The 23,140-nt window shown below is 32.7% G+C and carries 19 protein-coding genes; 10 read left to right on the top strand and 9 right to left on the bottom strand.

Annotation, left to right across the window (positions count from 1 at the left end):
- Nucleotides 1–2 precede the first annotated feature (2 nt).
- The 6 genes from H6X70_RS10660 to tsaD form a co-directional block, all read right to left on the bottom strand.
- A complete protein-coding gene (locus H6X70_RS10660) occupies nt 3–1,181 on the bottom strand; it encodes a THUMP-like domain-containing protein (RefSeq protein ID WP_194767675.1) in 1,179 nt (392 codons plus the stop codon).
- 6 nt (nt 1,182–1,187) lie between these two features.
- On the bottom strand, nt 1,188–2,285 hold the full coding sequence (locus H6X70_RS10655; RefSeq protein WP_194767674.1) for an AI-2E family transporter: 1,098 nt from the start codon (nt 2,283–2,285) through the stop codon (nt 1,188–1,190).
- Between the two features lie 92 nt (nt 2,286–2,377).
- Nucleotides 2,378–2,878, bottom strand: a complete 501-nt coding sequence (locus H6X70_RS10650) for a TrmH family RNA methyltransferase (protein WP_194767673.1) — start codon at nt 2,876–2,878, stop codon at nt 2,378–2,380.
- Between the two features lie 252 nt (nt 2,879–3,130).
- A complete protein-coding gene (locus H6X70_RS10645) occupies nt 3,131–3,772 on the bottom strand; it encodes a DUF4159 domain-containing protein (protein WP_194767672.1) in 642 nt (213 codons plus the stop codon).
- Nucleotides 3,773–3,778: 6 nt separating this feature from the next.
- Nucleotides 3,779–4,483 (bottom strand): 16S rRNA (uracil(1498)-N(3))-methyltransferase, encoded by a 705-nt coding sequence (locus H6X70_RS10640; protein ID WP_194767671.1) that lies wholly within the window; start codon nt 4,481–4,483, stop codon nt 3,779–3,781.
- Between the two features lie 17 nt (nt 4,484–4,500).
- The gene (tsaD, locus tag H6X70_RS10635) at nt 4,501–5,523 is read right to left on the bottom strand and encodes a tRNA (adenosine(37)-N6)-threonylcarbamoyltransferase complex transferase subunit TsaD (RefSeq protein ID WP_194767670.1); all 1,023 of its coding nucleotides are present in this window, start codon (nt 5,521–5,523) and stop codon (nt 4,501–4,503) included.
- 378 nt (nt 5,524–5,901) lie between these two features.
- Here tsaD and H6X70_RS10630 point away from each other — a divergent pair, with 378 nt between their 5' ends.
- The 5 genes from H6X70_RS10630 (at nt 5,902) to H6X70_RS10610 (ending at nt 14,526) form a co-directional block, all read left to right on the top strand.
- Nucleotides 5,902–10,173, top strand: a complete 4,272-nt coding sequence (locus H6X70_RS10630; protein ID WP_228530334.1) for a translocation/assembly module TamB domain-containing protein — start codon at nt 5,902–5,904, stop codon at nt 10,171–10,173.
- Nucleotides 10,174–10,318: 145 nt separating this feature from the next.
- The gene (pfkA, locus tag H6X70_RS10625; RefSeq protein ID WP_194767668.1) at nt 10,319–11,305 is read left to right on the top strand and encodes a 6-phosphofructokinase; all 987 of its coding nucleotides are present in this window, start codon (nt 10,319–10,321) and stop codon (nt 11,303–11,305) included.
- Nucleotides 11,306–11,322: 17 nt separating this feature from the next.
- Complete coding sequence (gene gap, locus H6X70_RS10620) at nt 11,323–12,327, top strand: type I glyceraldehyde-3-phosphate dehydrogenase (protein WP_194767667.1); 1,005 nt, start codon at nt 11,323–11,325, stop codon at nt 12,325–12,327.
- A gap of 85 nt (nt 12,328–12,412) precedes the next feature.
- Entirely contained in the window at nt 12,413–13,273 is an 861-nt protein-coding gene (locus H6X70_RS10615) for a BadF/BadG/BcrA/BcrD ATPase family protein (RefSeq protein ID WP_194767666.1), read from the top strand.
- Between the two features lie 38 nt (nt 13,274–13,311).
- Complete coding sequence (locus H6X70_RS10610) at nt 13,312–14,526, top strand: ABC transporter ATP-binding protein (protein ID WP_228530339.1); 1,215 nt, start codon at nt 13,312–13,314, stop codon at nt 14,524–14,526.
- Between the two features lie 4 nt (nt 14,527–14,530).
- On the opposite strand, the gene H6X70_RS10605 is transcribed toward H6X70_RS10610, so the two are convergent.
- Entirely contained in the window at nt 14,531–15,571 is a 1,041-nt protein-coding gene (locus tag H6X70_RS10605) for a GMP reductase (RefSeq protein WP_194767767.1), read from the bottom strand.
- A gap of 188 nt (nt 15,572–15,759) precedes the next feature.
- Here H6X70_RS10605 and H6X70_RS10600 point away from each other — a divergent pair, with 188 nt between their 5' ends.
- The 4 genes from H6X70_RS10600 to H6X70_RS16930 all read left to right on the top strand — a co-directional run bounded on the left by H6X70_RS10600 (nt 15,760) and on the right by H6X70_RS16930 (nt 18,535).
- The gene (locus tag H6X70_RS10600; RefSeq protein WP_228530333.1) at nt 15,760–17,106 is read left to right on the top strand and encodes a response regulator; all 1,347 of its coding nucleotides are present in this window, start codon (nt 15,760–15,762) and stop codon (nt 17,104–17,106) included.
- A 150-nt stretch (nt 17,107–17,256) separates the two neighbouring features.
- Nucleotides 17,257–17,592 carry a nucleotidyltransferase family protein gene (locus tag H6X70_RS10595; protein WP_194767663.1) on the top strand — a complete coding sequence of 112 codons (336 nt, stop codon included), beginning with the start codon at nt 17,257–17,259 and terminating at the stop codon, nt 17,590–17,592.
- On the top strand, nt 17,561–17,890 hold the full coding sequence (locus tag H6X70_RS10590) for a DUF86 domain-containing protein (RefSeq protein ID WP_194767662.1): 330 nt from the start codon (nt 17,561–17,563) through the stop codon (nt 17,888–17,890). Before H6X70_RS10595 ends, H6X70_RS10590 begins: the two co-directional genes overlap by 32 nt.
- Before the next feature lie 180 nt (nt 17,891–18,070).
- A complete protein-coding gene (locus H6X70_RS16930) occupies nt 18,071–18,535 on the top strand; it encodes a hypothetical protein (RefSeq protein ID WP_228530332.1) in 465 nt (154 codons plus the stop codon).
- Nucleotides 18,536–18,584: 49 nt separating this feature from the next.
- Here the strand turns inward: H6X70_RS16930 and H6X70_RS10580 are convergent, their stop codons facing one another.
- Both H6X70_RS10580 and H6X70_RS10575 read right to left on the bottom strand, forming a co-directional pair.
- Nucleotides 18,585–18,965 (bottom strand): RidA family protein, encoded by a 381-nt coding sequence (locus H6X70_RS10580; protein WP_194767660.1) that lies wholly within the window; start codon nt 18,963–18,965, stop codon nt 18,585–18,587.
- 41 nt (nt 18,966–19,006) lie between these two features.
- Complete coding sequence (locus H6X70_RS10575) at nt 19,007–21,781, bottom strand: putative LPS assembly protein LptD (protein ID WP_194767659.1); 2,775 nt, start codon at nt 21,779–21,781, stop codon at nt 19,007–19,009.
- Nucleotides 21,782–21,976: 195 nt separating this feature from the next.
- Here H6X70_RS10575 and H6X70_RS10570 point away from each other — a divergent pair, with 195 nt between their 5' ends.
- Nucleotides 21,977–23,101 (top strand): N-acetylmuramoyl-L-alanine amidase, encoded by a 1,125-nt coding sequence (locus tag H6X70_RS10570; protein WP_194767658.1) that lies wholly within the window; start codon nt 21,977–21,979, stop codon nt 23,099–23,101.
- The last annotated feature ends 39 nt before the right edge of the window (nt 23,102–23,140 follow it).

Genomic DNA, 23,140 nt, shown 5'->3' with positions numbered 1-23,140 from the left:
GTTTAAATTTTAGAACCTACTATAACTATTTTGTCGTTATTTAAATTGGTCGTAAAAAACAAATAGTTATCGCCACCATCCTTTATTTTAAGTTTTTTACGGATTTGCTGTACGGTTTCAGGGAAGTTTCGTGTGCTAATATTGGCTTTTGTTATGCCTAAAGTTTTTAATTCCTTTTTGTTGTATGAAAGCACTTTTTCAATTTTAAAGCATCTTCCAGGGAAATCGATTAAAGTAGAATTTGTGTATAAATGAGAATGTTTATGAAGTTTAAAAACCTTCAATTGTTTTGAAATACTATCAAAAGCCCCTGCTTTTAAAACCGAAGCATTGGGTTCGTATAAATAGATGAGTGGTTGGCTGTATTCCGATTCGGCAGCTTTTTCAGCATTTAAACTCAGACTAAAATAGTCGTTGTTCTTGCTCTTCAGATTAACAGTTTCAATGTTTATTTCACCATCAAATGTTTCATCTAAAACCCATAGTAATTCTCTCACTTCGTTATTTACAGCAACTATATGAATGGTTTTCACATATTTTAACTCATTAATACCAATGCTTAAATCTAATAGCGGCGAAGTTTTAATTAAAATGTTACGGGTGTGTTTAAAGAGTAACTCTAAATTTTGTGGCACATTAGGCAGGCAGTCGTTTAAAAAAAACACCTTGCCTTTACTGTCATGACGTCGCGAGGGATCGATATAAATCCAATCGTAAAAATTGTTGGTGGTTTGTAAATTGGCCAAACCATCGCCTTTTAAGCACTTAACATTTTCAATATTTAATTGCTTGTAATTATGCGACACAGTTTCAGAAAGCGATTCGTTAATTTCGCAATGTGTTACATTTTTAAAGCGTTTTGAAAAGTAAAAACAATCTACTCCAAAACCGCCCGTTAAATCGATTATTGAATCTCCTGTTAGGAGCTCCGATTTATATTTGGCTGTAATTTCAGAAGAGGTTTGTTCGATGTTTAATTTATTAGGAAAACAAATGTTTTCAGATTGAAACCAAGTTGGTAATTTATTTTCACAACGGTTTTTAGCTTCAATCTGCTCGATAATTTCCTTAATATCTACATCTGGAAACGAGGCCCCTTTAAGTAAAAGCGAAGGGATATTTGCTTTTAAATTAGCCTTAATAAAACTCTGAACTTCAGTATTTAAAATGCTGTAATTCAAAGGGCTCTATAGGTTTTGGGTAATTCGTTTTACTATTTTGTTTTCAGAGAGATATTCTTTTAAAATTACTTTTATAGAGGTGTATGCTGGAATGGCAATTATTAATCCGATAACGCCAAATAATACGCCTGTAATTAAAATAACTAAAAATATTTCAAGCGGATGTGATTTCACGCTTTTAGAGAAAATAACAGGTTGGCTCACAAAATTGTCTATAAGTTGTCCGATTATAAAGACGATAAAAACCCATGTCGTTTTTGGTAAAACAACCATAGTGAATGATTGTCCGATATTACTAGTCAAAGTTAAAATAATCATTAATAAAACGCTAATAAGCGGACCTATATAAGGGATCAAGTTTAGTAAAGCGCATAAAAAGGCAATAACAATGGCGTTTTCAACTCCAATTATAAGTAAACCTATAGTGTAAATAATAAATAGAATAGAAATTTGAAAAATTAGGCCAACAAAGTAGCGGGATAGTAAGCTTTTAATTTTTTCAGATGAGTTTTTAAAGTGTTTTTCGCTACGTTCTGGCACAAAAATTAAAAGGGTGTTTTCTAGTAGTTTTCGGTCTTTTAAGAAGAAAAAGCAAATAAAAAGTATTGAAAAAACTGCTATACTAAAACTTCCTAAACCACTAATTAAAGAGTTTAAAACTTGTGGTATAAATGAAAAATCTAGCTTTTCAAGAAATTTGGCACCTTTAAAAGTCTCTGAAACTTCCTCCTGATGCAGATTGAAATTTAAAATGAAATGATTGTAAATCTGTTCAACATTGCCTTCAATTTTATTAACATCAAGCAACGATAAGTTTTGGCCTTGCTCAACAACCAGTGGTATAAACAAACCGGCAAGCCCAACCATGAATCCTAAAAGGATAAAAAGTGTGATTACCGAAGCTATATTGTCGTTTAACTTTAGCTTTTTCTCAAAAAAGTTAACCATTGGCCGGCAAATTAAAGAGGTAACTGCTGCAATAGTAACATACGCAATTACAGAGCGTATTTGATAAAGTAGATATAAAAGTAGCGTTACACTAACAATGGTAACAACGGCTTTTAATATACCATTGGCAATAGTTTTCGATTTTAAATGATGCATAAAATGAAGATTAGATAAGTAAAACTAATCAATTAAAATAACATACAAAAAGGCGGTTAATTAATTAAGTTGAATATTTTAATTAGTTGCGTTTAAAGCAGTTGTTTAGTAGCTTCATAAAGGATAATGTTTGTAGCTTGAACCACGTTCATACTACTATTTTGGCCATACATATCGATATGAATCACAAAATCTGATTGCGTTAAAAGTGCTTCAGAAACACCAAAATTTTCATCACCAATAATAAGGGCTAATGGCTTTTCTTTTAAAAAATGAAAGTTATGAATGGGACAGCTTTCTTTAGTAATTTCAATAGAAATGATTTGATAATCTTTGTTTTTTAAGTCTTCTACAACCTTTGAAGCCGATTCGCAAATTTCATAAGGGACCACTTTTTCGGTAGCTCTAGAGGTTTTTGCCATTTTTCTACCCAACGTAATATGTTGTCCACACAAAATTAATTTTTCAATACCAAAAGCATCAGAAATTCTAAATAAACTCCCAATATTTGGTGCATTTGTCACATTATCACAAACTAATACAATCGGGAATTTACGTTTTTCGAAGTTGGTATTGTAATGGTTAAGTTGCATGGTTTGTTTTAGTATTGGGTTTTCAGTTCTCAGTTCTCAGTTTTCAGTTTTCAGTCTCAGTTTTCAGTCTCAGTTTTCAGTCTCAGTTTGCAGTTAATTATTTTGAAATATATTCAGTTTTCTAGAGTATTAGATTACGAAATTTTATTTTTGTCTACCGTCTACCGTCTACCGTCTACCGTCTACCGTCTACCGTCTACCGTCTACCGTCTACCGTCTACCGTCTACCGTCTACCGTCTACTGTCTACCGTCTAATTCTCAAAAGCATATTTCACAATATTAGCACCCATTTGTAGCGCCTTTTCTCGAATAGCTTTAGGGTCGTTATGTACTTCGGGGTCTTCCCAGCCATCGCCTAAATCACTTTCAAAAGTGAATAACAAAATTAATCGGTCGTCATTAAAAATTCCAAAAGCTTGCGGGCGATTACCATCATGTTCATGAATTTTTGGTAAGCCGTTTGGGAATTTATAAGGGCTGTTAAAAATAGGATGATTGGTAGGTAATTCAATTAAATCTTTATCTGGAAACACTTTTTTTAAGGCTTTCTCCAAATAAGGTTTCATACCATAATTATCATCAATATGTAAAAAACCTCCTGAAAGTAAGTAATTTCCAAGGTTTTCGGCATCCTCGTCATTAAAAAACACGTTGCCGTGCCCCGTCATGTGCAAAAAAGGATATTGAAAAATATCAAGACTTCCAGCTTCAACCGTTTCGGGTTTTGGGTTTATTTTCGTGTTAATATGGCTATTACAAAAGGTTATTAAATTAGGTAAGGCTGTAGGGTTACTGTACCAATCGCCGCCGCCTTTATATTTTAAAATCGCTAAATCTTGAGAAAATGCGCTACATGTTAAAAGTGAAAAAGCGAAAATTAAAATAAACCTCATATTAAATTATTCGTTGGTAAAGGCTACAGAATGGCAAGCTACAATGGCAGCAGTTTCTGTGCGTAATCTGGTTTCTCCCAAAGTTACAGGAATAAAATTACTTTCAAGGGCCTGTTCTATTTCTTTAGCCGAAAAATCGCCTTCGGGACCTATTAAAATGGTAACATCTGTTTTTTGTTTCAGGGCTTGTTTTAAAGATTTTTTATCGGTTTCCTCGCAATGCGCAATAAATAAATCGCCTTGAAAATCTTGTTTTAAAAAGTCTTTCAAATTAACGGCATCATTTAGCTTTGGCAAATAGCAACTTAAAGATTGTTTCATGGCCGATTGTAAAATACGATCAAAACGCTCTGGTTTTATCGTTTTTCGCTCGCTATGATCGCAAATAATAGGGGTAATGCTTTCTATGCCTATTTCGGTAGCTTTTTCTAAAAACCATTCGTAACGATCGTTCATTTTTGTGGGAGCCACCGCAAGATGTAAATTGTAATCGCGTTTAGCTTGTAGGGTTTTAGAAATAATTTTGACTGTACATTTGTTTAGATTTGGTATGGTAATTTCTGCAGTAAACAACCAACCATTGCCATTGGTAATATGTAAAATATCGCCAGCAGTTTTTCGTAGCACTTTTACAATGTGTTTACTTTCAGTTTTATCTAAAGTAAACTGTGTTGTGGTTTCATTTATTTCTGGGTAGTAGAAAAGCTGCATGTATTTTATTTCAATAATTATATTTTTAATCGTGCCGAGGCCACAACATCTTGCTTGGCAAAATTGCCTTCTAAATATTTAAGATAGCCAACAATAGCAATCATAGCTGCATTATCGGTAGTGAATTCAAATTTAGGCACATAAGTTGTCCAACCAAATTTTTGTTCGCCATCTTTTAAAGCTTGTCGGATTCCAGAATTTGCAGAAACTCCACCGCCAATAGCAATATGCTTAATACCAGTTTCTTTAGAAGCTAATTTTAGTTTATCTATTAAAATACCAATTATAGTGTATTGAATGGAGGCACAAATATCGTTTAGGTTTTCTTCAATAAAATTAGGATTTGCTTTTACTTCACGTTGAATAAAATACAGAATGGCTGTTTTAAAACCAGAAAAACTAAAGTTTAAGCCATCGACTTTGGGCTTCGTGAATTGAAAAGCTTTGGGGTTTCCTAATTTGGCACGTTTGTCAATTTCTGGACCAGCAGGATAACCTAGGCCTAAAATTTTTCCACTTTTATCAAAAGCTTCACCAACGGCATCATCAATAGTTTCGCCAATAACAGTCATGTCAAAATAGCTATCAACCTTCACAATTTGGGTGTGTCCGCCAGAAATAGTCATCGCTAAAAACGGAAAAGGTGGTTTATTATAACCTTCTTCATCTATAAAATGGGCTAAAATATGCCCCTGCATGTGGTTAACATCAATTAAAGGTATATTTAATCCGTAAGCTAAAGACTTAGCAAAAGAAGTTCCAACCAATAAGCTTCCCATTAATCCAGGTCCTTTTGTAAATGCAATAGCATGAAGTTGTTCTTTAGTAATATTGGCTTTTTTAAGGGCTTGATGTATTACAGGAACAATGTTTTGTTGATGCGCTCTAGAAGCTAATTCTGGAACGACGCCACCAAATTCTTCGTGTATTTTTTGGTTGGCTACCACATTGCTTAAAATTTTCCCGTTTACGAGTACAGATGCTGCAGTATCGTCGCATGAAGACTCAATTCCTAGTATATATATATTTTCTGAAGACATTAATTTATATTAGGCACAATAATTGTTAATTTTGACAACAAATAGACATCCTTAAAAAGGATTTATTCGTAGGTACAAAACTACTCATTTATTTTTTTAATAAAAGCGTAAAAAGGTTTATATCATTATCAATAATTTTAAATTTATTATGAGATATTAGCTGCGTAAATGCCGTTTATCCTTAATAATGTTATAATTTTAACAGCTATCAAGAAATTTCTAAAAATACTATCAAAAATAGCGGGTATTATTCTGCTGTTGTTCATCATTTTGGTGCTGATTCTCTCTATTCCATTTGTACAAACACGCCTTGGGAATTACGCTACCGAAAAATTAAACAAACAATATAAAACGCATATTTTCATTAATAAACTTAGTATGCAGCTTAACGGCGATATTGAGTTGAAGAAAATTTACATAGAAGATTATAAAAAGGACACTTTAATTAGTGTTGAAGAATTAAACACATCGGTTTTAAGTTTTAGAAATTTAATACAAGGCAATTTAGTATTCGGCGATATCGATGTTGAAGGACTAGCCTTTAATGTGAAGACTTATAAAGATGAAACCGAAACTAATTTAGATGTTTTTGTTCATAAATTTGAAAGTGATAACCCCGAAAAAGTAAAAAGTAACTTTTTATTATCGTCTAGCGATATTTCAATATACAACTCCATTTTTAGTTTTACTGATGAAAATAGAGACAACCCAAGATTACTGTTTCTAAAGGATTTAAATATAAATGCTACAAATCTTTTAATTGATGGCAGTGATGTAAGTACGCGAATAAATACCCTGTCTTTTGAAGATAGTAGAGGCTTGGTGGTTAAGAATATGATGACCAATTTCGCATACACCTTAACCGATATGACCTTTGATAACCTTCAAATTAAAACAGCAAATTCTATTTTAAAAGGCACTTTGCGATTTGATTACAAGCGTGAAGATTTACAGTTTTTTACAGATAAGGTTTTAATTTCAGCAAAATTTACAAATTCTGATATTTTGTTAGACGAGTTGAATGTTTTATATAATGAGTTCGGGCATAATCTTCATGCAAAATTTGATGTGGAATTATCGGGTACTTTGAACGATTTGCAAATGACAAATTTGAACTTATCTACTAGCTCTAGAACAAAAGTTAACGGAAACATTTTATTTAAAAACCTGTTTAATAAAGAGCCCGATAATTTTTATATGAACGGGTATTTTTCCAATTTGTCTTCAACCTATAGCGAACTAAATCATTTGCTTCCTAATATTTTAGGGCGTGCAATCCCTTCGACTTTTGATAGGGTTGGGAAATTTAATATTCGCGGAAATACAGTTATTACTTCAAAAAAAGTAGTCGCCGATATAAGGGTAAATACCGATATAGGTATTGTTGATTCAAACCTTGAAATCGATAAAATTAACGATATCGATAATGGTGCCTATAAAGGAAATATCATTTTTGAAAACTTCGATTTTGGCTCCTTTTTAAACAACCCGAAAGTTGGTATTGGCTCATTAAATTTTGATGTTAACGGAAAAGGATTTACCCCCGAAAAAATCGATACTCAAGTTAAAGGCGATGTGTTTCAGGTAGAATTTAATAATTACAATTACAGTGGCATTAAAGTCGCAGGTAATGTGATGAATAATATTTTCGACGGAAGCCTAATTGTTAACGATCAAAATTTAAAACTTAATTTTTTAGGGTTGGTAGATTTTTCTGAAAAGGTTAAAAAATACGATTTCGAAGCGGTTGTTGATTATGCCGATTTAAACACTTTAAATTTTATAAAAAGAGATAGCATTTCTATTCTAAAAAGTAGAGTAAATATGAATATGAATGCTGGAAGTTTTGATGATGCTTACGGTAAAATAACCTTTAGAAACACGGTTTATACTAATGAAAATGATAGTTATTCTTTTGATAAATTTGAAGTAACTTCTAGATTTGAAAATGAAGAACGTTATGTTTCTTTTAATTCCCCAGACATTATTCAAGGCGATTTTAATGGCCGATTTTTCTTAAAAGATTTAAAGAAAATATTTAAAAACTCCATTGGTTACGTTTACTCTAATTATTTACGAGATGAAGTCGCGCTAGATCAGCATATAGATTTTAATTTCAGAATTTATAATAAAATAGTTGAAGTGCTTTACCCCGAAGTTAAACTTGCTACAAACACTTTTATTCGCGGTCATGTAGAGAGCGACGAGAGCAAATTTAAACTCACTTTCAGGTCGCCAAAAATTGAATACAAAGATTACTTTATAAATAATGTTGAAATACAAGCCGATAACGGCAACCCTCTATTTGATACCTATTTGGAAGCCGATAGCTTAAATACAAAGTATTACAGTTTGTCTAAATTCAGTTTATTAAATGTTACGGTTAATGATACACTTTTTATGCGTACCGAAATTGTTGGTGGTAAGCGTAATGATGATACATATAATTTGAATTTTTATCATACTATAAACGACATCAACGAATCGGTTGTGGGCTTTAAAAAATCCGATTTTACAATTAAGAATCACAAATGGAATATTAATGAAAGAAATGACAAATTCCATAAAATCATTTTCGATAAAAAATTAGCACATTTTGATATCGAGAAGTTTGTTGTAAACCACGGTAATGAAGTCATTAATTTGTCTGGTTTTGTTAAAGATTCTACGCAAAAAGATATTAAACTCAATTTTGCAAACATCAACTTAGATAAGGTGCTTCCCGAATTAGATAGTTTAAAATTTGAAGGTCGTGTTAATGGTAAGTTGGAAATTTTACAGCAAAATGGGAGTTACATACCAAGTTCTGCTATTGTAATTAACGATTTAAAAATTAATGAATTTAATTTAGGGTCTTTTGATGCTGAAATTACAGGAAACGAATCGCTAACCCATTATAATGTCGATGCTACAATAAAAAACGATTTAGAGAAATCTTTTCACGCCCAAGGCGGTATAAATATTATAGGAAAACAAACGAATATAGATGTCGATCTAGATTTTGAAGATTTCGATTTAAATCCTTTAAATGCGCTGTTGTATACCGTTTTATCTGATATTCGAGGAAATGCTACTGGTAAAGTTAATATTGTTGGTAATTTAAAGCGTCCAGATTTTAATGGTGAATTAATCTTAAATAACGCAGGCTTAGGAGTACCGTATTTAAATGTAGATTACGATTTTGCTGAAGGGTCTTCACTTACTTTAAAAAATCAAACATTTAATTTTAATAAAATTGATATAACAGATAGTAAATATGGTTCAGGAGGCCAATTAAACGGTTTTATTAAACATGTTAATTTTTCCAAATGGAATTTGGGTTTAGATATTAATACGCCACGATTAGTGGTTTTAGATACCAAAGAATCTGAAGATGCCTTGTATTTCGGAACAGGTTTTATAGGTGGTCGTGCTAGCATTTATGGGCCAACCGAGCAACTCGTTATAAAAGTTACGGGTGAAACAAAAAAAGGAACGGTGTTTAATATCCCGCTAAGTGATTCGGAATCATTTGGCGATAATTCATATATGCACTTTATTACTAAAGAAGAAAAATTAGCTAAAGAACAAGGTATAGAATTAGTATTTAAGGAAATAACAGGACTTGAACTAGATTTTGATTTAGATGTTACTGAAGATGCTGAAGTCCAGCTTATCATCGATAAAAGTACAGGACATTCATTAAAAGGACGTGGTCGTGGCGGATTATTAGTTGAAATTAACACCAACGGAAAATTTAATATGTGGGGTGATTTTTCCGTATTCGAAGGGGTTTATAATTTTGCTTATGGTGGTTTGGTTCAAAAGGAATTTATCGTACAACCCGGTGGAACCATTGCTTGGGAAGGCGACCCATTAAAAGCTCAAATAGATATGTCGGCCATATATAAAACACGAGCTAATCCTTCTCCTTTATTAGATACACCAATTAGTAGAAGTATTCCTGTCGAGTTACATATTGCTTTGGTTGGAGATTTGGAACAGCCAGAACCAGAATTTAGTTTCGAATTTCCAAATGTGAATTCAACCGTAAAATCAGAGTTAAATTACCGATTACAATCTAAAGAAGATAAACAAAATCAGGCGTTATATTTATTATCCACGTCATCATTTTCTAGCGGATTAAATGATCTTAGTTTTTCAGGAACCATTGCAGAGCGACTTAACGGTATCATTAATGGTATTTTTACAGGAGGCGATAGTAAATTAAATATAGGCTTAAATTATGAAGCTGGGCAAACAACGCCAGATTACCAATCGGAAGATCGGGTTGGGGTAACCTTACAAACTCAAATTACCGACCGCGTGGTTATTAATGGTAAAGTAGGGGTGCCAGTAGGCGGAAGCGGTGCTACGCAATCTGTGGTTGCTGGCGATGTTGAAATAGCCTTTTTATTAAATGATGAAGGCAATTTAACAGCCAATGTATTTAATAGAGAAAATAGTATTCGAAATTTCGGAGAAAAAATAGGCTACACGCAAGGTATAGGAATTGCATATAGTGTCGATTTTGACACCTTCAAAGAACTGATTTATAAAATTCTTAAAAGCTCAAAATCAGAACCCCTTCAAACTGATGAAAATCTAGATTCAAAAGAAGAAAAAGCGCTACCAAATTACATTTCAGTCAAAGAAAAAACCGATAAATAGCTTACTTTTTATGGTCATTTTTAGATTATTAGAATTTTTTTATCAACTAAAACGTTGTAGTTTTAGTTGTCGTTGTAAAATATGATTTATGTTATAGAAATATGGTTTTAGTTTACTAATTTTACAACACTAAATAACAAAACTAATGCCCGAAACAATAAAAAAAATAGCGGTTTTAACCTCTGGAGGTGATTCTCCAGGAATGAATGCAGCAGTGCGTTCGGTGGTTAGAACTTGTGCCTACCATAATGTAGAATGTCTTGGAGTTTACCGAGGCTACGAAGGTCTTATAGAAGGAGATTTTAAAGAATTTAATGCTAGAAGCGTTAAAGGAATTATCAATAAAGGAGGAACCGTATTAAAATCAGCTCGATCTAAAGAATTTAGAACGGTTGAAGGTCGTAAAAAAGCTTTTAAGAATTTAAAAGATGCCAATGTTGACGGATTAGTAGTTATTGGTGGAGATGGTTCTTTTACAGGAGCACTTATTTTTAATCAAGAATTTAATTTTCCAGTAATGGGAATTCCAGGAACTATCGATAATGATATTTTTGGAACCTCACATACTATAGGTTTCGATACAGCTTTAAATACTGTAGTTGATGCGATTGATAAAATTAGAGATACAGCGAGTTCGCACAACCGACTTTTCTTTGTAGAGGTTATGGGGCGCGATGTTGGTCATATTGCATTAAATTGTGGTATTGCTGGTGGTGCTGAAGAGATTTTAATTCCTGAAGAAGATTTAGGTTTAGATCGTCTGGTTGAATCTTTAAATAAAAGTAGAAAATCAGGAAAAACGTCTAGTATTGTTATAGTTGCTGAAGGTGATAAAATAGGTAAAAATATTTTTGAGCTTAAAGATTACGTTGATGAAAACATGGAAGGCTACGATGTAAGAGTATCGGTTCTTGGTCATATGCAACGAGGTGGTGCACCTTCTTGTTTCGATCGCGTTCTAGCAAGTAGAATGGGCGTTAAAGCTGTAGAAGCTATGTTAGATGGTGAAAGCAATTACATGGTAGGCTTGAAGAATGGAAAAATGGAATTAACACCATTAGATAGTGCCATAAAAGGTAAAACAAAAATAAATTTAGAATTATTGCGTGTCTCAGATATCATGAGCACTTAACATTTATAAACACGATTATGTCAAAATTAAAAATTGGAATTAACGGATTTGGTAGAATAGGTAGAATTGCTTTTAGAGTAGCAGCTTCAAGACCAGATATTCAAATAGTAGGTATTAATGACCTATTAGATGTTGAGCATTTAGCTTATTTACTAAAGTATGATTCTGTACACGGAAGATTTAACGGTACTGTTGATATTAACAATGGTAACTTAGTAGTAAACGGAAATGAAATTAGAATTACAGCAGAACGTAACCCAGAAGATTTAAAATGGGATGCTGTAGGCGCAGAAGTTGTTTTAGATTGTACTGGTATCTTCACAACTTTAGATAAAGCTCAAGCACACATTAAAGCTGGTGCTAAAAAAGTAGCTATTTCTGCACCATCTGCTGATGCACCAATGTTTGTAATGGGTGTAAATCACGATAAAATTACTGCTGCCGATACTATCGTATCTAACGCATCTTGTACGACTAACTGTTTAGCACCTTTAGCTAAAGTTATTAACGATAACTTCGGAATTATCGAAGGTTTAATGACAACTGTTCACGCTACAACAGCAACTCAAATGACTGTTGATGGTCCTTCAAGAAAAGACTGGAGAGGTGGTAGATCTGCATTAGCTAATATCATTCCTTCTTCAACTGGAGCTGCAAAAGCAGTAGGAAAAGTAATTCCTGAATTAAACGGTAAATTAACAGGTATGGCATTTAGAGTACCAACTCAAGATGTATCTGTTGTAGATTTAACTGTTAGAACTGAAAAATCTGCATCTTGGGATGAAGTTAAAGCGGTTTTAAAGAAAGCTTCAGAAAACGAATTAAACGGAGTTTTAGGTTACACTGAAGAGGCTGTAGTATCTCAAGATTTCGTTTCAGAAACTCAAACTAGTGTTTTTGATGCTGAAGCAAGTATTGCTTTAAATGATAATTTCTTTAAATTAGTATCTTGGTACGATAATGAGTTTGGTTACTCAACTAAATTAGTTGATTTAGCACAACACATCGCATCTGTAAAATAATTTATATTAAACTAATACAACTCCACAGAGTTTTGTGTTTAAAACACAGTGATCTGTGGAGTTTTTTTATCTCTAAACTAAACTTATGATTTTAATTGTTGATAGTGGTTCTACAAAATCCGATTGGATTGCAGTTGATAATAATGGAAACCAATTATTAGAAAAAATTCGAACTAAAGGTCTTAACCCGGCTATACTTCCCGAGAAGAAACTCGAAAAAATAATTAAAAAAAATAAAGACTTAAAAAAGAATAGAGATAGTGTTACCCATATTTTTTTCTATGGAGCAGGCTGCGGTACCGAAAAACCAAGACTTTTATTAAAAAGTGTGCTTCAAAAAATATTTGTAAATGCAGAAGTAGAAGTAAACGAAGATACTTTAGCTGCTGTTTACGCCACAATTAGCAATCCTACTGAAGCTGCTGTTGTTTGTATAATGGGAACAGGGTCTAACTGCAGTTACTACGATGGTGAAAAACTTCATCAACGTATAAATTCTTTAGGTTATATATTAATGGACGATGCTTCTGGAAACTATTACGGTAAACAATTAATAAGAGATTATTATTTTGATCACATGCCAGAAACCGTGAAGCTAGCCTTTGGTTCAAAATATAATTTAGAGTCCGATTACATCAAATACAATATTTACAAACAACCTAATGCGAATGCTTATTTAGCAAATTTTGCCGAGTTTATGTTTTTAAATAAAGATTCTGAATACATTGTAAATTTAATTAAAGATGGTATCAGACTTTTTGCTAAAAATATGATCATGCAGTATAAGGAAGAACTTAAAACCGTTCCTGTTCATTTTGCTGGATCTATCGCATTTTTTGCTCAAGACGAAATTCATGCTGTAGCAGAAGAAATGGGCTTTAAAGTTGGTAATTTTGAACGTAGACCTATAGAAGGCTTAGTGCCATTTCACACAAAAAATTTGTAATTTCCCTATTTAGGTAATTATCTTATTTCAATATTTTGATGAAACATATCGCGCTTTATATTTCTAATAAAGATGATAAGCATCAACTTATTGATAAAATTCTTAATGGTGAACTTATTGAAAGTTTAGCAGATTTAAAAGCCATGCTTTTTTCTGAAATTACCCTTAATAAATTCATTCAAGAAGAAATGCGTCATGGTCATTTTGATGTTGAAACAAGCACAAAAAATAGTTTGCAGTTTTCCTCGGAAGGCGAACGAAAAAAAGCACTGCTAAATCATATCATTGCTCAAAATCCGGAATGTATTATTGTGGATAATGTGTTTGATAGTTTAGATGCCGCTTCACAAGTTGCTATTGTAAAAGCTTTCTCGTATTTAAGTGAAATGGTTTCAATAGTTCAAATTTCAACCAGAAAACGAGATATTTTACCTTTTATTTCTGAAATTTATCAAATACAGAATAAGCAATTTGTAAAAGTTGAAGATTTACAAAAAACTTCAAAAAAGAAAGTCTTCATTAATGCTTTACCAAAACCAGAACACCTGGTTGAAGCTCGTTTTGATTCTTTGGTAAAATTCAACCATGTTAAAATTCATTACGGAGATCGAGCTATTTTAAATGAAATTTGTTGGGAAATTAAACCTGGCGAATTTTGGCAACTCATGGGGCCTAATGGTTCGGGAAAAAGTACGCTTATTACCTTAATTACAGGTGATAATCCTAAAGCATACGGACAAAATATTGTGTTGTTTGGTATGCAAAAAGGGCAGGGGGAAAGCGTTTGGGAGATAAAAAATAATATCGGACATTTTTCTGCTGAAGTATTACGAGGTTTTCGAAGATTAGATTCGGTTGAAAAAATGCTATTATCAGGTTTTTATGATTCCATCGGACTGTATAAATTCCCAACCGAGCGACAACGTTTTATAGCTCATGATTGGTTGCGTATGTTGGGGTTGTTTGAGGTTAAAGACAAAGACTTTTTATCTTTGTCCATAGGGCATCAACGTTTGGTTTTAATTGCAAGAGCCATGGTGAAACATCCGCCTTTACTTATTTTAGATGAACCTACAAATGGTCTAGACGACTCTGATGCCGAAATATTTTCGGAGCTAGTCAATAAAATAGCTTCCGAAAGTAAAACAGCGATTTTATATGTGTCACACCGAAAGGAAGAAGGCCTTTTAAACCCCGATTATGTTTTCAAATTAACGCCACATAAAACAGGTTCTACAGGCGAAATTATTTAAAGACTTAATTCGTATACACCCTGTTTTCTTGTTCATTAACACGAATAAACGTAGTGCGTTTGGTGAGTTCTTTCAACCTTGAAGCGCCAACATAGGTGCATGTACTTCGTAAACCACCTAAAATATCTTGTAGAGTATTTTCAACAGCACCTTTATAGGGTACTTCAACCGTTTTGCCTTCACTAGCTCTATATTCAGCAACGCCGCCTACATGTTTTTCCATCGCGGTTGCAGAACTCATTCCGTAGAATTTTCTATAAGCTTGACCATTTTTTTCAATAATTTCGCCGCCGCTTTCATCATGGCCAGCTAACATACCACCAAGCATAACAAAATCTGCTCCAGCTCCAAAAGCCTTGGCAATATCGCCTGGCGTGGAGCAACCACCATCACTTATAATTTGGCCTCCTAAGCCATGAGCTGCATCGGCACATTCAATAATAGCGGAAAGTTGCGGATAACCAACACCGGTTTTTACACGCGTTGTACAAACCGAGCCAGGGCCTATGCCAACTTTTACAATATCGGCACCAGAAATAAGTAATTCTTCAACCATTTCGCCAGTAACCACATTGCCTGCAATAATTACTTTTTCAGGAAATTGAGCTCTGGTCTTTCTTACAAATTCAGTAAAATGTTCAGAATAGCCATTGGCAACATCAATACAAATAAAATTTAAATTCGGGTTAATTTTAAAGATTTCAATAAGCTTCTGGATGTCGTTTTCACTAGTTCCTGTGCTTACCGCAATATTGTTTTCTATGTTTTTTGGTGGATTTGTTAAAAAGGCAGTCCATTCTTTTATAGAATAATGTTTATGAATGGCCGTGAATATATTTTTATTCGATAAGGCTCTGGCCATTTCAAAAGTCCCTACAGTATCCATATTTGCTGCAATAATTGGGATTCCAGACCAGGTAACTGGGCTGTGTAGAAATTTAAAATCACGTTCTAAACTAACTTCAGATCTACTTTTTAGAGTCGACCTTTTTGGTCTTATCATCACATCTTTAAAACCTAATTTAATATCATACTCAATTCTCATAAATTCTCTTGTATTAATTTCTTTGCCAAAACTAAAAATAATGAAATTTAGCATAAAAAGGTCTTTTGTAAGCCATTATTAGTTTTGTTAATTTAGTATATTAGAGATATGTTTGCTAAAAGCGATGCTCCATGAGGTTAGTCCCAAAATTCATTAAATCCATTAAGAAAAAATACAAATTATCATTCTTGATTTTTTTAAGTATCGTATCAATTCTTAGTATTGGATTTCTTTTTTTAGAGAAAAAAATATACACAGATTGTGCTGCAGGATTTTTATTTGTTCTTGCTGTACTTCAGGTATTTGGCTTGCAATATTTTTTTAAAAATCAGCTAAAAAATGATGTGGTTAGAGCAAATTTAAAATTGCGTATTGATGAATTGAAGCGCAATTTAGAAACTGCCGAAATTGTTGCCGATCAAAAATCCATTTATTTAGCGAATATGAGTTACGAAATTCGTACGCCGTTAAGTACCGTTTTAGGTATGCTAAATATGTTGAAACAAGCCGATTTAGACACCGATCAAATGGCTGAAGTAGAAATAGCCGAGTATTCTTCACTACACATCTTGCAATTGGTAAATATGATAGCCGATAATGCTTTGGTTGAACGCGGAAATTTAAAATTGAATTTGAAATCGGTTGATTTAAAAGCCGATTTATTAAAACTTTTTAAAGTTTTTGAATACCAAGCTTTAGAGAAAGGCTTAGGTTTTGAATATAAATTTTTATCAGAAGAAAAAGGGAAATTTTTAGTTTTAGCCGATTCTTCTAAAATACAGCAAGTGCTTATTAACTTAATAAATAACGCTATAAAGTTTACAAATTCGGGGACAGTTTCTGTAATTGTCGATCAAACCATTGCAGATAATGATGATTTATTTTTAACTTTTTATGTTAAAGACACAGGCGTAGGTATGCGTCCCGATGAAGTACACTATATTTTTAATAACCATGACGATGTATCTCAATCGGTTTTATATCGTGATTATCGTGGTGGAGGTATGGGGCTTTCAATTTCGCATCAACTTGTTGAATTTATGGGAGGCGAACTTCAGCTTGAAAGTAAAGAAAATGAAGGCTCGGCGTTCTATTTTGGATTACAACTGAAGAAGACTTTAAATGTAAAAACAGATGTAATAGAAAGCAAACCTGTATTACGAAATAAGTTAGATGTATTAGTTGCGGAAGACAGCAGAACAAATCAAAAAGTTATTAAAGCATTATTAGAGAAACAAGGTGCCGATTGTACTTTTGTTAAAAATGGTTTAGAAGCTGTTGAACTTTATAAAATTTTAGATTTCGACTTAATATTTATGGATATTTATATGCCAGATATGGATGGTTATGAAGCAACAAAACTTATAAAAGAAACAAACAAATACATAACAAATAAAACGCCAATAATAGCAGTTTCAGCAAGTGCTTTTGAAGAAGATATTATAAGAGCTAAAGAATCTGGAATTGATGATTTTCTAGCCAAACCTATTGAAATTTCAAAACTTAAAGCACTTTTGATAAAGTATTCAAAATGAGTAAATAAATAACAGTGTTTATTGCTTTTAGTTTTGATTAAGCTGGATTATAAAAGATTATATCGAATGCCTGATAATTGAAAATTGTAAGTTAATGATAGCTGGATGGGAGCTAATGAAACTTGAAAAAAAATAAAGTATATTAGCATTATGAACTTAAAAGAATCTATAAAATATAAAGTTGCAGATTTTTTAATATTATGCAAAACACATAATGTTAAGAGTTTATATGCATTTGGCTCTTCTATTACTGATGAATTCGACGAAAATACCAGTGACATTGATTTGTTAATTGAAATAGATAATGACGACCCAATAGAACGAGGAGAAAGTCTTATGAGTATTTGGGATAAATTTGAACATTTTTTTCAAAGAAAAGTAGATTTACTAACCAACGCTTCGATAAAAAATCCTGTTCTAAAAAATAATATTGACTCGACCAAAATATTAATCTATGATGGACAAAAGCAAGAAATATCTATCTGATATATTAATGGCTATAGATTTAATAGAAAAATTTACAGTTGATATCTCTGACTACAACTCATATCAAGATGATTTAAAAACACAAAGTGCTGTAGAAAGACAATTAGTCATCATTGGTGAAGCATTAAACAAATTCAAAAAAGAAAAGCCAAGTTTTGAAATCGAGAATGCTAAACAGATAATTGGATTTAGAAACAGATTGGTTCATGCATATGACAGTATAGATAACACGATTGTCTGGGCAATTCTAAACCGTCATATAACAAAATTAAAAGAAGAAATTCAAACGATTAAATAATTGCTTTTAGAACCCGAAAATCATTGAATCTATAAAAAAAATAAGAAATCAAAAACCGCTGACTTTTGTAATTATTTGTCCATTGACCAATGTAAAGAAATTGAAAAATCTTCTCTTGAAACAGAAAATGGATAATTAATTTATTGCTATAGTTTATGTAAAAATACGATATCTGTCATTTTGAGAAAAACATTAACCATACTATTAATTCTTCCATTTGTATTTTTTTCTTGTAAGTTCGAAAAAAAATATTCAGACTACAACGAAACCGACTTTTATGAAGTTCAAGGAATAATTGATAATATAACACCGAATAGGAACCCTTTTGATAGTCCGAGATTAAAAAATGTAAAATACACTTATTTTTTAGATCGGTCAATTCCTAAAAAAGGGATTGAAAAAAACCTCGACATGATGGAAATAAATAATGGCTTCTATTTTAAATCTATAGAAAATGGTTATCCTATTATAATTTTCATTCACAAGAATGATGAAAATATTAGTTTTTGTGGGCCAATTGGCACCCTAGATAGCTTAAATTCAAAGGAAAAGGAGTTTCTAACCAAACACTTTAAACATAAGTTGGAAATGGTAAAAAAGGAAACACCCGATTATATTAATAAGGCATTAATTAAAGGTGAATAAAGACAAAAGGAACTCTAAAATATTCTCTATTAATTCGGCATTAAAAAGTTTACTTCACAGCAATCACGCTTATTTCAACGTTAACATCTTTTGGTAATCGTGCTACTTGAACGGTTTCACGAGCAGGAGCAGATTCGTCATCAAAAAAGCTGCCGTAAACAGTATTAATTTTTTGAAAGTCGTCCATATTACTTATAAATATAGAAGTCTTAATCACGTTACTAAAAGTCATATTTGCAGCATTTAAAATGGCCTCAACATTTTGCATAACCTGAGTCGTTTCTGCTTCAATGTTATCCAAAACCAGTTCTCCAGACTTAGGGTTTATTGCAATTTGCCCTGATGTATATAGCGTATTTCCAGTTAAAATAGCTTGATTATAAGGCCCAATAGGAGCAGGGGCATTTGGAGTTGTAATGATTGTTTTCATTTTAAAACGTTTTTAATTTAACGCATCAACCTTCAAAATAATTATAAAGTAATATCGCGCTGACGTCGCTTTTCGTATTTAAGATCTTTTAAAAGACTCGATTTTATTCCAATAAAGAAATTCCATGATTTGTACGGACCAAAAGGTGTCCAGCTAAAGTTCATTCGCCAGCTTAATAAATCGCGTTCAAAACGTAATTGTGTTGCTGTAAAACCAAGATTTTTAAAATCGTATCCCGATGATGCACCAACCGTCCATTTATCTGTTAATTGGATGTCTCCCGAGAACATAAGGGAATTTGATGATATTTCGTTTTGCCTTCGAGAATTCGCATAATTTATCGCATAAGCAAGCCTTAAGCTCCAAGGGATTTTATGATGGTAAAATTCGCTTGGAGTATCGTCTTCATCATCATCGTCATAATCCCGCATTTGTTCGTTTACATAATCTTCAGAAACTCCAAATAAATCATCGTCACGACCACCACCTTGTAAGTTTTCTTCAAGGTTTTCTTTGCTTAAGCCACTTTTGTCAACCTTATTACCTTTATTAGATAAAGACCAGCTAGCTGTTAAATTTCCGCTAGTTAACCTAAATAAGCTACCTCCATTATCAATATTAAACTTATCAATTCTAACATTGTTATTGTCTAAGGCATACGGGTCTAAAGTCGCGCCAAAGTTTATGTTTAATTGGTTTTTAAATAATTGTGTTCCGCCACTCATACGAATAGGGCTCCAGTTTAAAGAATCGCCAGCGACGTTATATGCTGTTGAGAAATTTAAATTATTAAGTAAAACAATTTTTTTAGCTTCCGTAGCCGTACTATCCTTATCACGTACTTTGGCTTCAAAATTATTTGAAAGCGAAAGCCCTACGGCGCTAGAAAAGGTTTTATTCGGGGTTCCAAAAATACCGCCTTCAAATCGTGTGTATTCTACATCGGCGGTAGTATTTCCATCGGCATCTATAACCTCATAAGTATCGTAATATTTACTGAAAGATGGATTTATGTTATAACTCACCGAAGGTCTCATAACATGTCGTATGGCTTTTATTTTGCGGTCTTCACCCTCTTTTTCAAAATTAAACATACCATAAATGGTCGTTCCCATACTTGTGCTAAAATTATAAGTTCTAAAAGAATCGAAGCCATTTACGGTTTCGGTAACAACTTCATCTTCAACTGGGTCATAATGTTTGTTTATGGTTTTAAAAGTCCAAACTTCATTATAACTGGTGTTGGCACTTACACTAAAATGCTTAAATACTTTAAAGTTTGTAGTAAGCGGAATGGTGTGTTTAAAGCCAGCTTTAGCATCGTCAAACATTTGTTTTTTGAAAAATAAAGAATCGGTAGTTTCAATTCTGTTTTCAGCACGAAGGTTATATTGTAAATTTATATTTTCAATAATTCCTTTTTTAGAACCAGATTTTGATGCAAAAGGATACATTCTACCAATACTACCTTGAAATGTTGGTAGCGTCATATTTATCGCTTGCGTTTGTGTGTTTTGCGAATGTGTTGCTGTAACACTATAGTTTACTTGTGGTTGCCCTTGAAAAGTTTTAGAATATGAAACCGAAGACGATAAGGTGTTATTTAAACGGTTACTTATATTGACTTGGTTATTTGATAATTGATAATACTGACTACTACCTAAGTTAACCGAAGCCGAAAATCGTGAACTAGGATTGGCTTTAGAGTCTTGACTATGCGACCAACGCAAGTTATAAATGGTGCTTCTTGCGTAGTCTGGGAATCCACGTTCGCTAATAATTTGGTTTTCGTATCTAAAGCCAAAATTACCTCTAAAACGGTAACGTTTTGCGTAGGAACTCTCAAATCGTAATCCGTAACTACCATTAGTATAGTAGTCTCCTAAAAGCGTTAAATCGATATAATCGCTAATGGCAAAATAATACCCACCATTTTGTAAAAAGTATCCACGGTCGTTTTGTTCACCAAAAGTAGGAATGATAACCCCAGAGGTTTGGGTTTCCGTTTGCGGGAAAAACCCAAAAGGTAAACCCACCGGAGTAGGTACATCATAAATAAAAATATTGGCGAGACCGGTTACAATTTTTTTCCCAGGAACAATTTTAGCTTTTCGCAATTTTATGTAGTAATCTGGGTCTTCAAGATCTTTTGCTGTGGTATATTTAGCGTCTTTTACAAAGTAAACGGAATCGTTTTCTTTTTTAGTGATATTTGCTATTACAGTACCTTCACCTTGTGCCGTTTTAGAATTGTAAATAAGCGCTTTTTGCGATTCGGTATTAAATACAATAGAATCTGGCTCTACAACATTACTACCTTGTGTAAAAACAGGTTTTTGGGTATACCCTTCAATACTATCGGTTACTCCTTTGGCATATACCGTATTGTTGTTATAATCAATAGTAATATCGCCCGCTGTAATATTCATATCGCCGTAAACTATTTTGGCGTTATTATAGAGGTATAACTTATGTTCTTTCTGGTTAAATTTGGTATAATCGTCGGCATGATAATTAACAATGTTTTCTAAAAGTTCTTTTTTAGGCTTAATAGAATCTGTTAAAATGGAATCCTGACTTTTTTCTGAAAGTTCGGTAGTAGCAAGACTGTCAGATTTAACCACTAAACTATCTTTAATAGGAGGGATGCTAACCTTTCGGTTAATTTTCGTTTCCTTTTTAGGTAGGTCTTGTGCAAAGCTAAATGTGTTAATAAACACTGTAAAACTTAATGCAAAAAGTATTTTAAAGTGGTTTGTACGCAACGCTTTTAAATGTATTTTTGTAAAAGTATGGCTCGGTTTTTGAAAAGCCAAAATTACATATATTTTTTTGGGATTGATTTAATATTCACTTAAAAATTAAAATTTTAAATTTTACGCAATAGGCACGAGTTTTAAATGGTGAATTTTAACTAATAAAACTAAATAAAACACTTTCAATAGAGTTTATTAAGTAAAATAAATTTATGTTATGTTTTATAGCGCCATAAAAAAAATAGGATTTACCACATGAAAACGCATAAAATTATATTTTTCGTATCCATTATAATTGTATTAACATGCTCCTCGTTTGTTAGTTTTAAATCCAACGATCTTTCTAAAAAGTTCGTTGTGGTTTTAGATGCCGGACATGGTGGACACGATCCAGGCAACATGGGTAACGGTTATAAAGAGAAGGATATTGCCTTAAACGTTGTTTTAGAAGTGGGGAGATTGCTTGAAAAGAACGCCGATATTAAAGTGATTTACACTAGAAAAAAAGATAAATTTATCGATTTGTTCGTGCGTGGTAAAATAGCTAATGAGGCTAATGCCGATTTATTTGTATCGGTACATTGTAATGCGCACCATTCTTCAGCACATGGAACCGAAACTTTCGTTTTAGGAACCCATAGAAATAATACCAATTTTGAAGTGGCTAAACGAGAAAACTCTGTAATTTTTATGGAGGATGATTATAAAAGCAATTATGCAGGTTTCGATCCGAACTCACCAGAATCGGTGATGAGTATCTTGCTTAGCCAAGAGGAGTATTTAGACCAAAGTATTATGTTAGCGAGCCTAATTCAAAAAGCGTTCACCAACAACTTAAAGCGAAAAGATAGAGGCGTTAAACAAGCAGGATTTATCGTTTTACATCAAACGGTAATGCCTAGCGTTTTGGTTGAAACGGGGTTTTTAAGCTATAAAAAGGAAGGCGCGTATTTAAATTCTTCAAAAGGGCAAAAACAAATTTCAGAAGCTATTTATAATGCTATTATCGAATACAAAAAGAGTTTAGATAAAAACGTTCATGAATATCCTATTGTTGAAGAGTTTTCACCAGAAACAACATCAACTTCACCTTCAACCGAAGCAGCAACTGCATCAAACGTTATTTTTAAGGTTCAAATTGCAGCAAGTTCCAAATTTTTAGAAAACAAATCCTATAACTTTAATGGTTTAAATTCTATTTCTAATATAAAATCAGGCAATCTCTACAAGTATTTTTATGGAAACACTTCAAGTTATGAAGACGTTAAAAGGCTTGAAGCAGAAGCAAAGAAAAGGGGGTACCCCTCTAGTTTTATTGTTGCTTTTAAAGATGGTAAAAAAATTGCTTTAGACGCTGCTTTAAAATCAATAAGTAATTAAGGTAGTTCTTTTTAAATTTATATTAAATTTGCCTTAATA

It is taken from the genome of Tamlana sp. I1 (assembly GCF_015355625.1).
Taxonomy (GTDB): domain Bacteria; phylum Bacteroidota; class Bacteroidia; order Flavobacteriales; family Flavobacteriaceae; genus Pseudotamlana.
This window is presented reverse-complemented; position numbering and strand designations above follow the sequence as displayed.

Excerpts from the sequence above, each read along its gene's own strand:
- H6X70_RS10580 (WP_194767660.1), bottom strand. The coding sequence starts at position 18,965 with ATGAAAACAATCATTACAACTCCAAATGCCCCTGCTCCTATTGGGCCT.
- pfkA (WP_194767668.1), top strand. The coding sequence starts at position 10,319 with ATGCCCGAAACAATAAAAAAAATAGCGGTTTTAACCTCTGGAGGTGAT.
- H6X70_RS10595 (WP_194767663.1), top strand. The coding sequence starts at position 17,257 with ATGAACTTAAAAGAATCTATAAAATATAAAGTTGCAGATTTTTTAATA.
- H6X70_RS10590 (WP_194767662.1), top strand. The coding sequence starts at position 17,561 with ATGATGGACAAAAGCAAGAAATATCTATCTGATATATTAATGGCTATA.
- H6X70_RS10610 (WP_228530339.1), top strand. The coding sequence starts at position 13,312 with ATGAAACATATCGCGCTTTATATTTCTAATAAAGATGATAAGCATCAA.
- H6X70_RS10570 (WP_194767658.1), top strand. The coding sequence starts at position 21,977 with ATGAAAACGCATAAAATTATATTTTTCGTATCCATTATAATTGTATTA.
- H6X70_RS10630 (WP_228530334.1), top strand. The coding sequence starts at position 5,902 with ATGCAGCTTAACGGCGATATTGAGTTGAAGAAAATTTACATAGAAGAT.
- H6X70_RS10605 (WP_194767767.1), bottom strand. The coding sequence starts at position 15,571 with ATGAGAATTGAGTATGATATTAAATTAGGTTTTAAAGATGTGATGATA.
- H6X70_RS10615 (WP_194767666.1), top strand. The coding sequence starts at position 12,413 with ATGATTTTAATTGTTGATAGTGGTTCTACAAAATCCGATTGGATTGCA.
- H6X70_RS10645 (WP_194767672.1), bottom strand. The coding sequence starts at position 3,772 with ATGAGGTTTATTTTAATTTTCGCTTTTTCACTTTTAACATGTAGCGCA.
- H6X70_RS10655 (WP_194767674.1), bottom strand. The coding sequence starts at position 2,285 with ATGCATCATTTAAAATCGAAAACTATTGCCAATGGTATATTAAAAGCC.
- H6X70_RS10640 (WP_194767671.1), bottom strand. The coding sequence starts at position 4,483 with ATGCAGCTTTTCTACTACCCAGAAATAAATGAAACCACAACACAGTTT.
- gap (WP_194767667.1), top strand. The coding sequence starts at position 11,323 with ATGTCAAAATTAAAAATTGGAATTAACGGATTTGGTAGAATAGGTAGA.
- tsaD (WP_194767670.1), bottom strand. The coding sequence starts at position 5,523 with ATGTCTTCAGAAAATATATATATACTAGGAATTGAGTCTTCATGCGAC.
- H6X70_RS10650 (WP_194767673.1), bottom strand. The coding sequence starts at position 2,878 with ATGCAACTTAACCATTACAATACCAACTTCGAAAAACGTAAATTCCCG.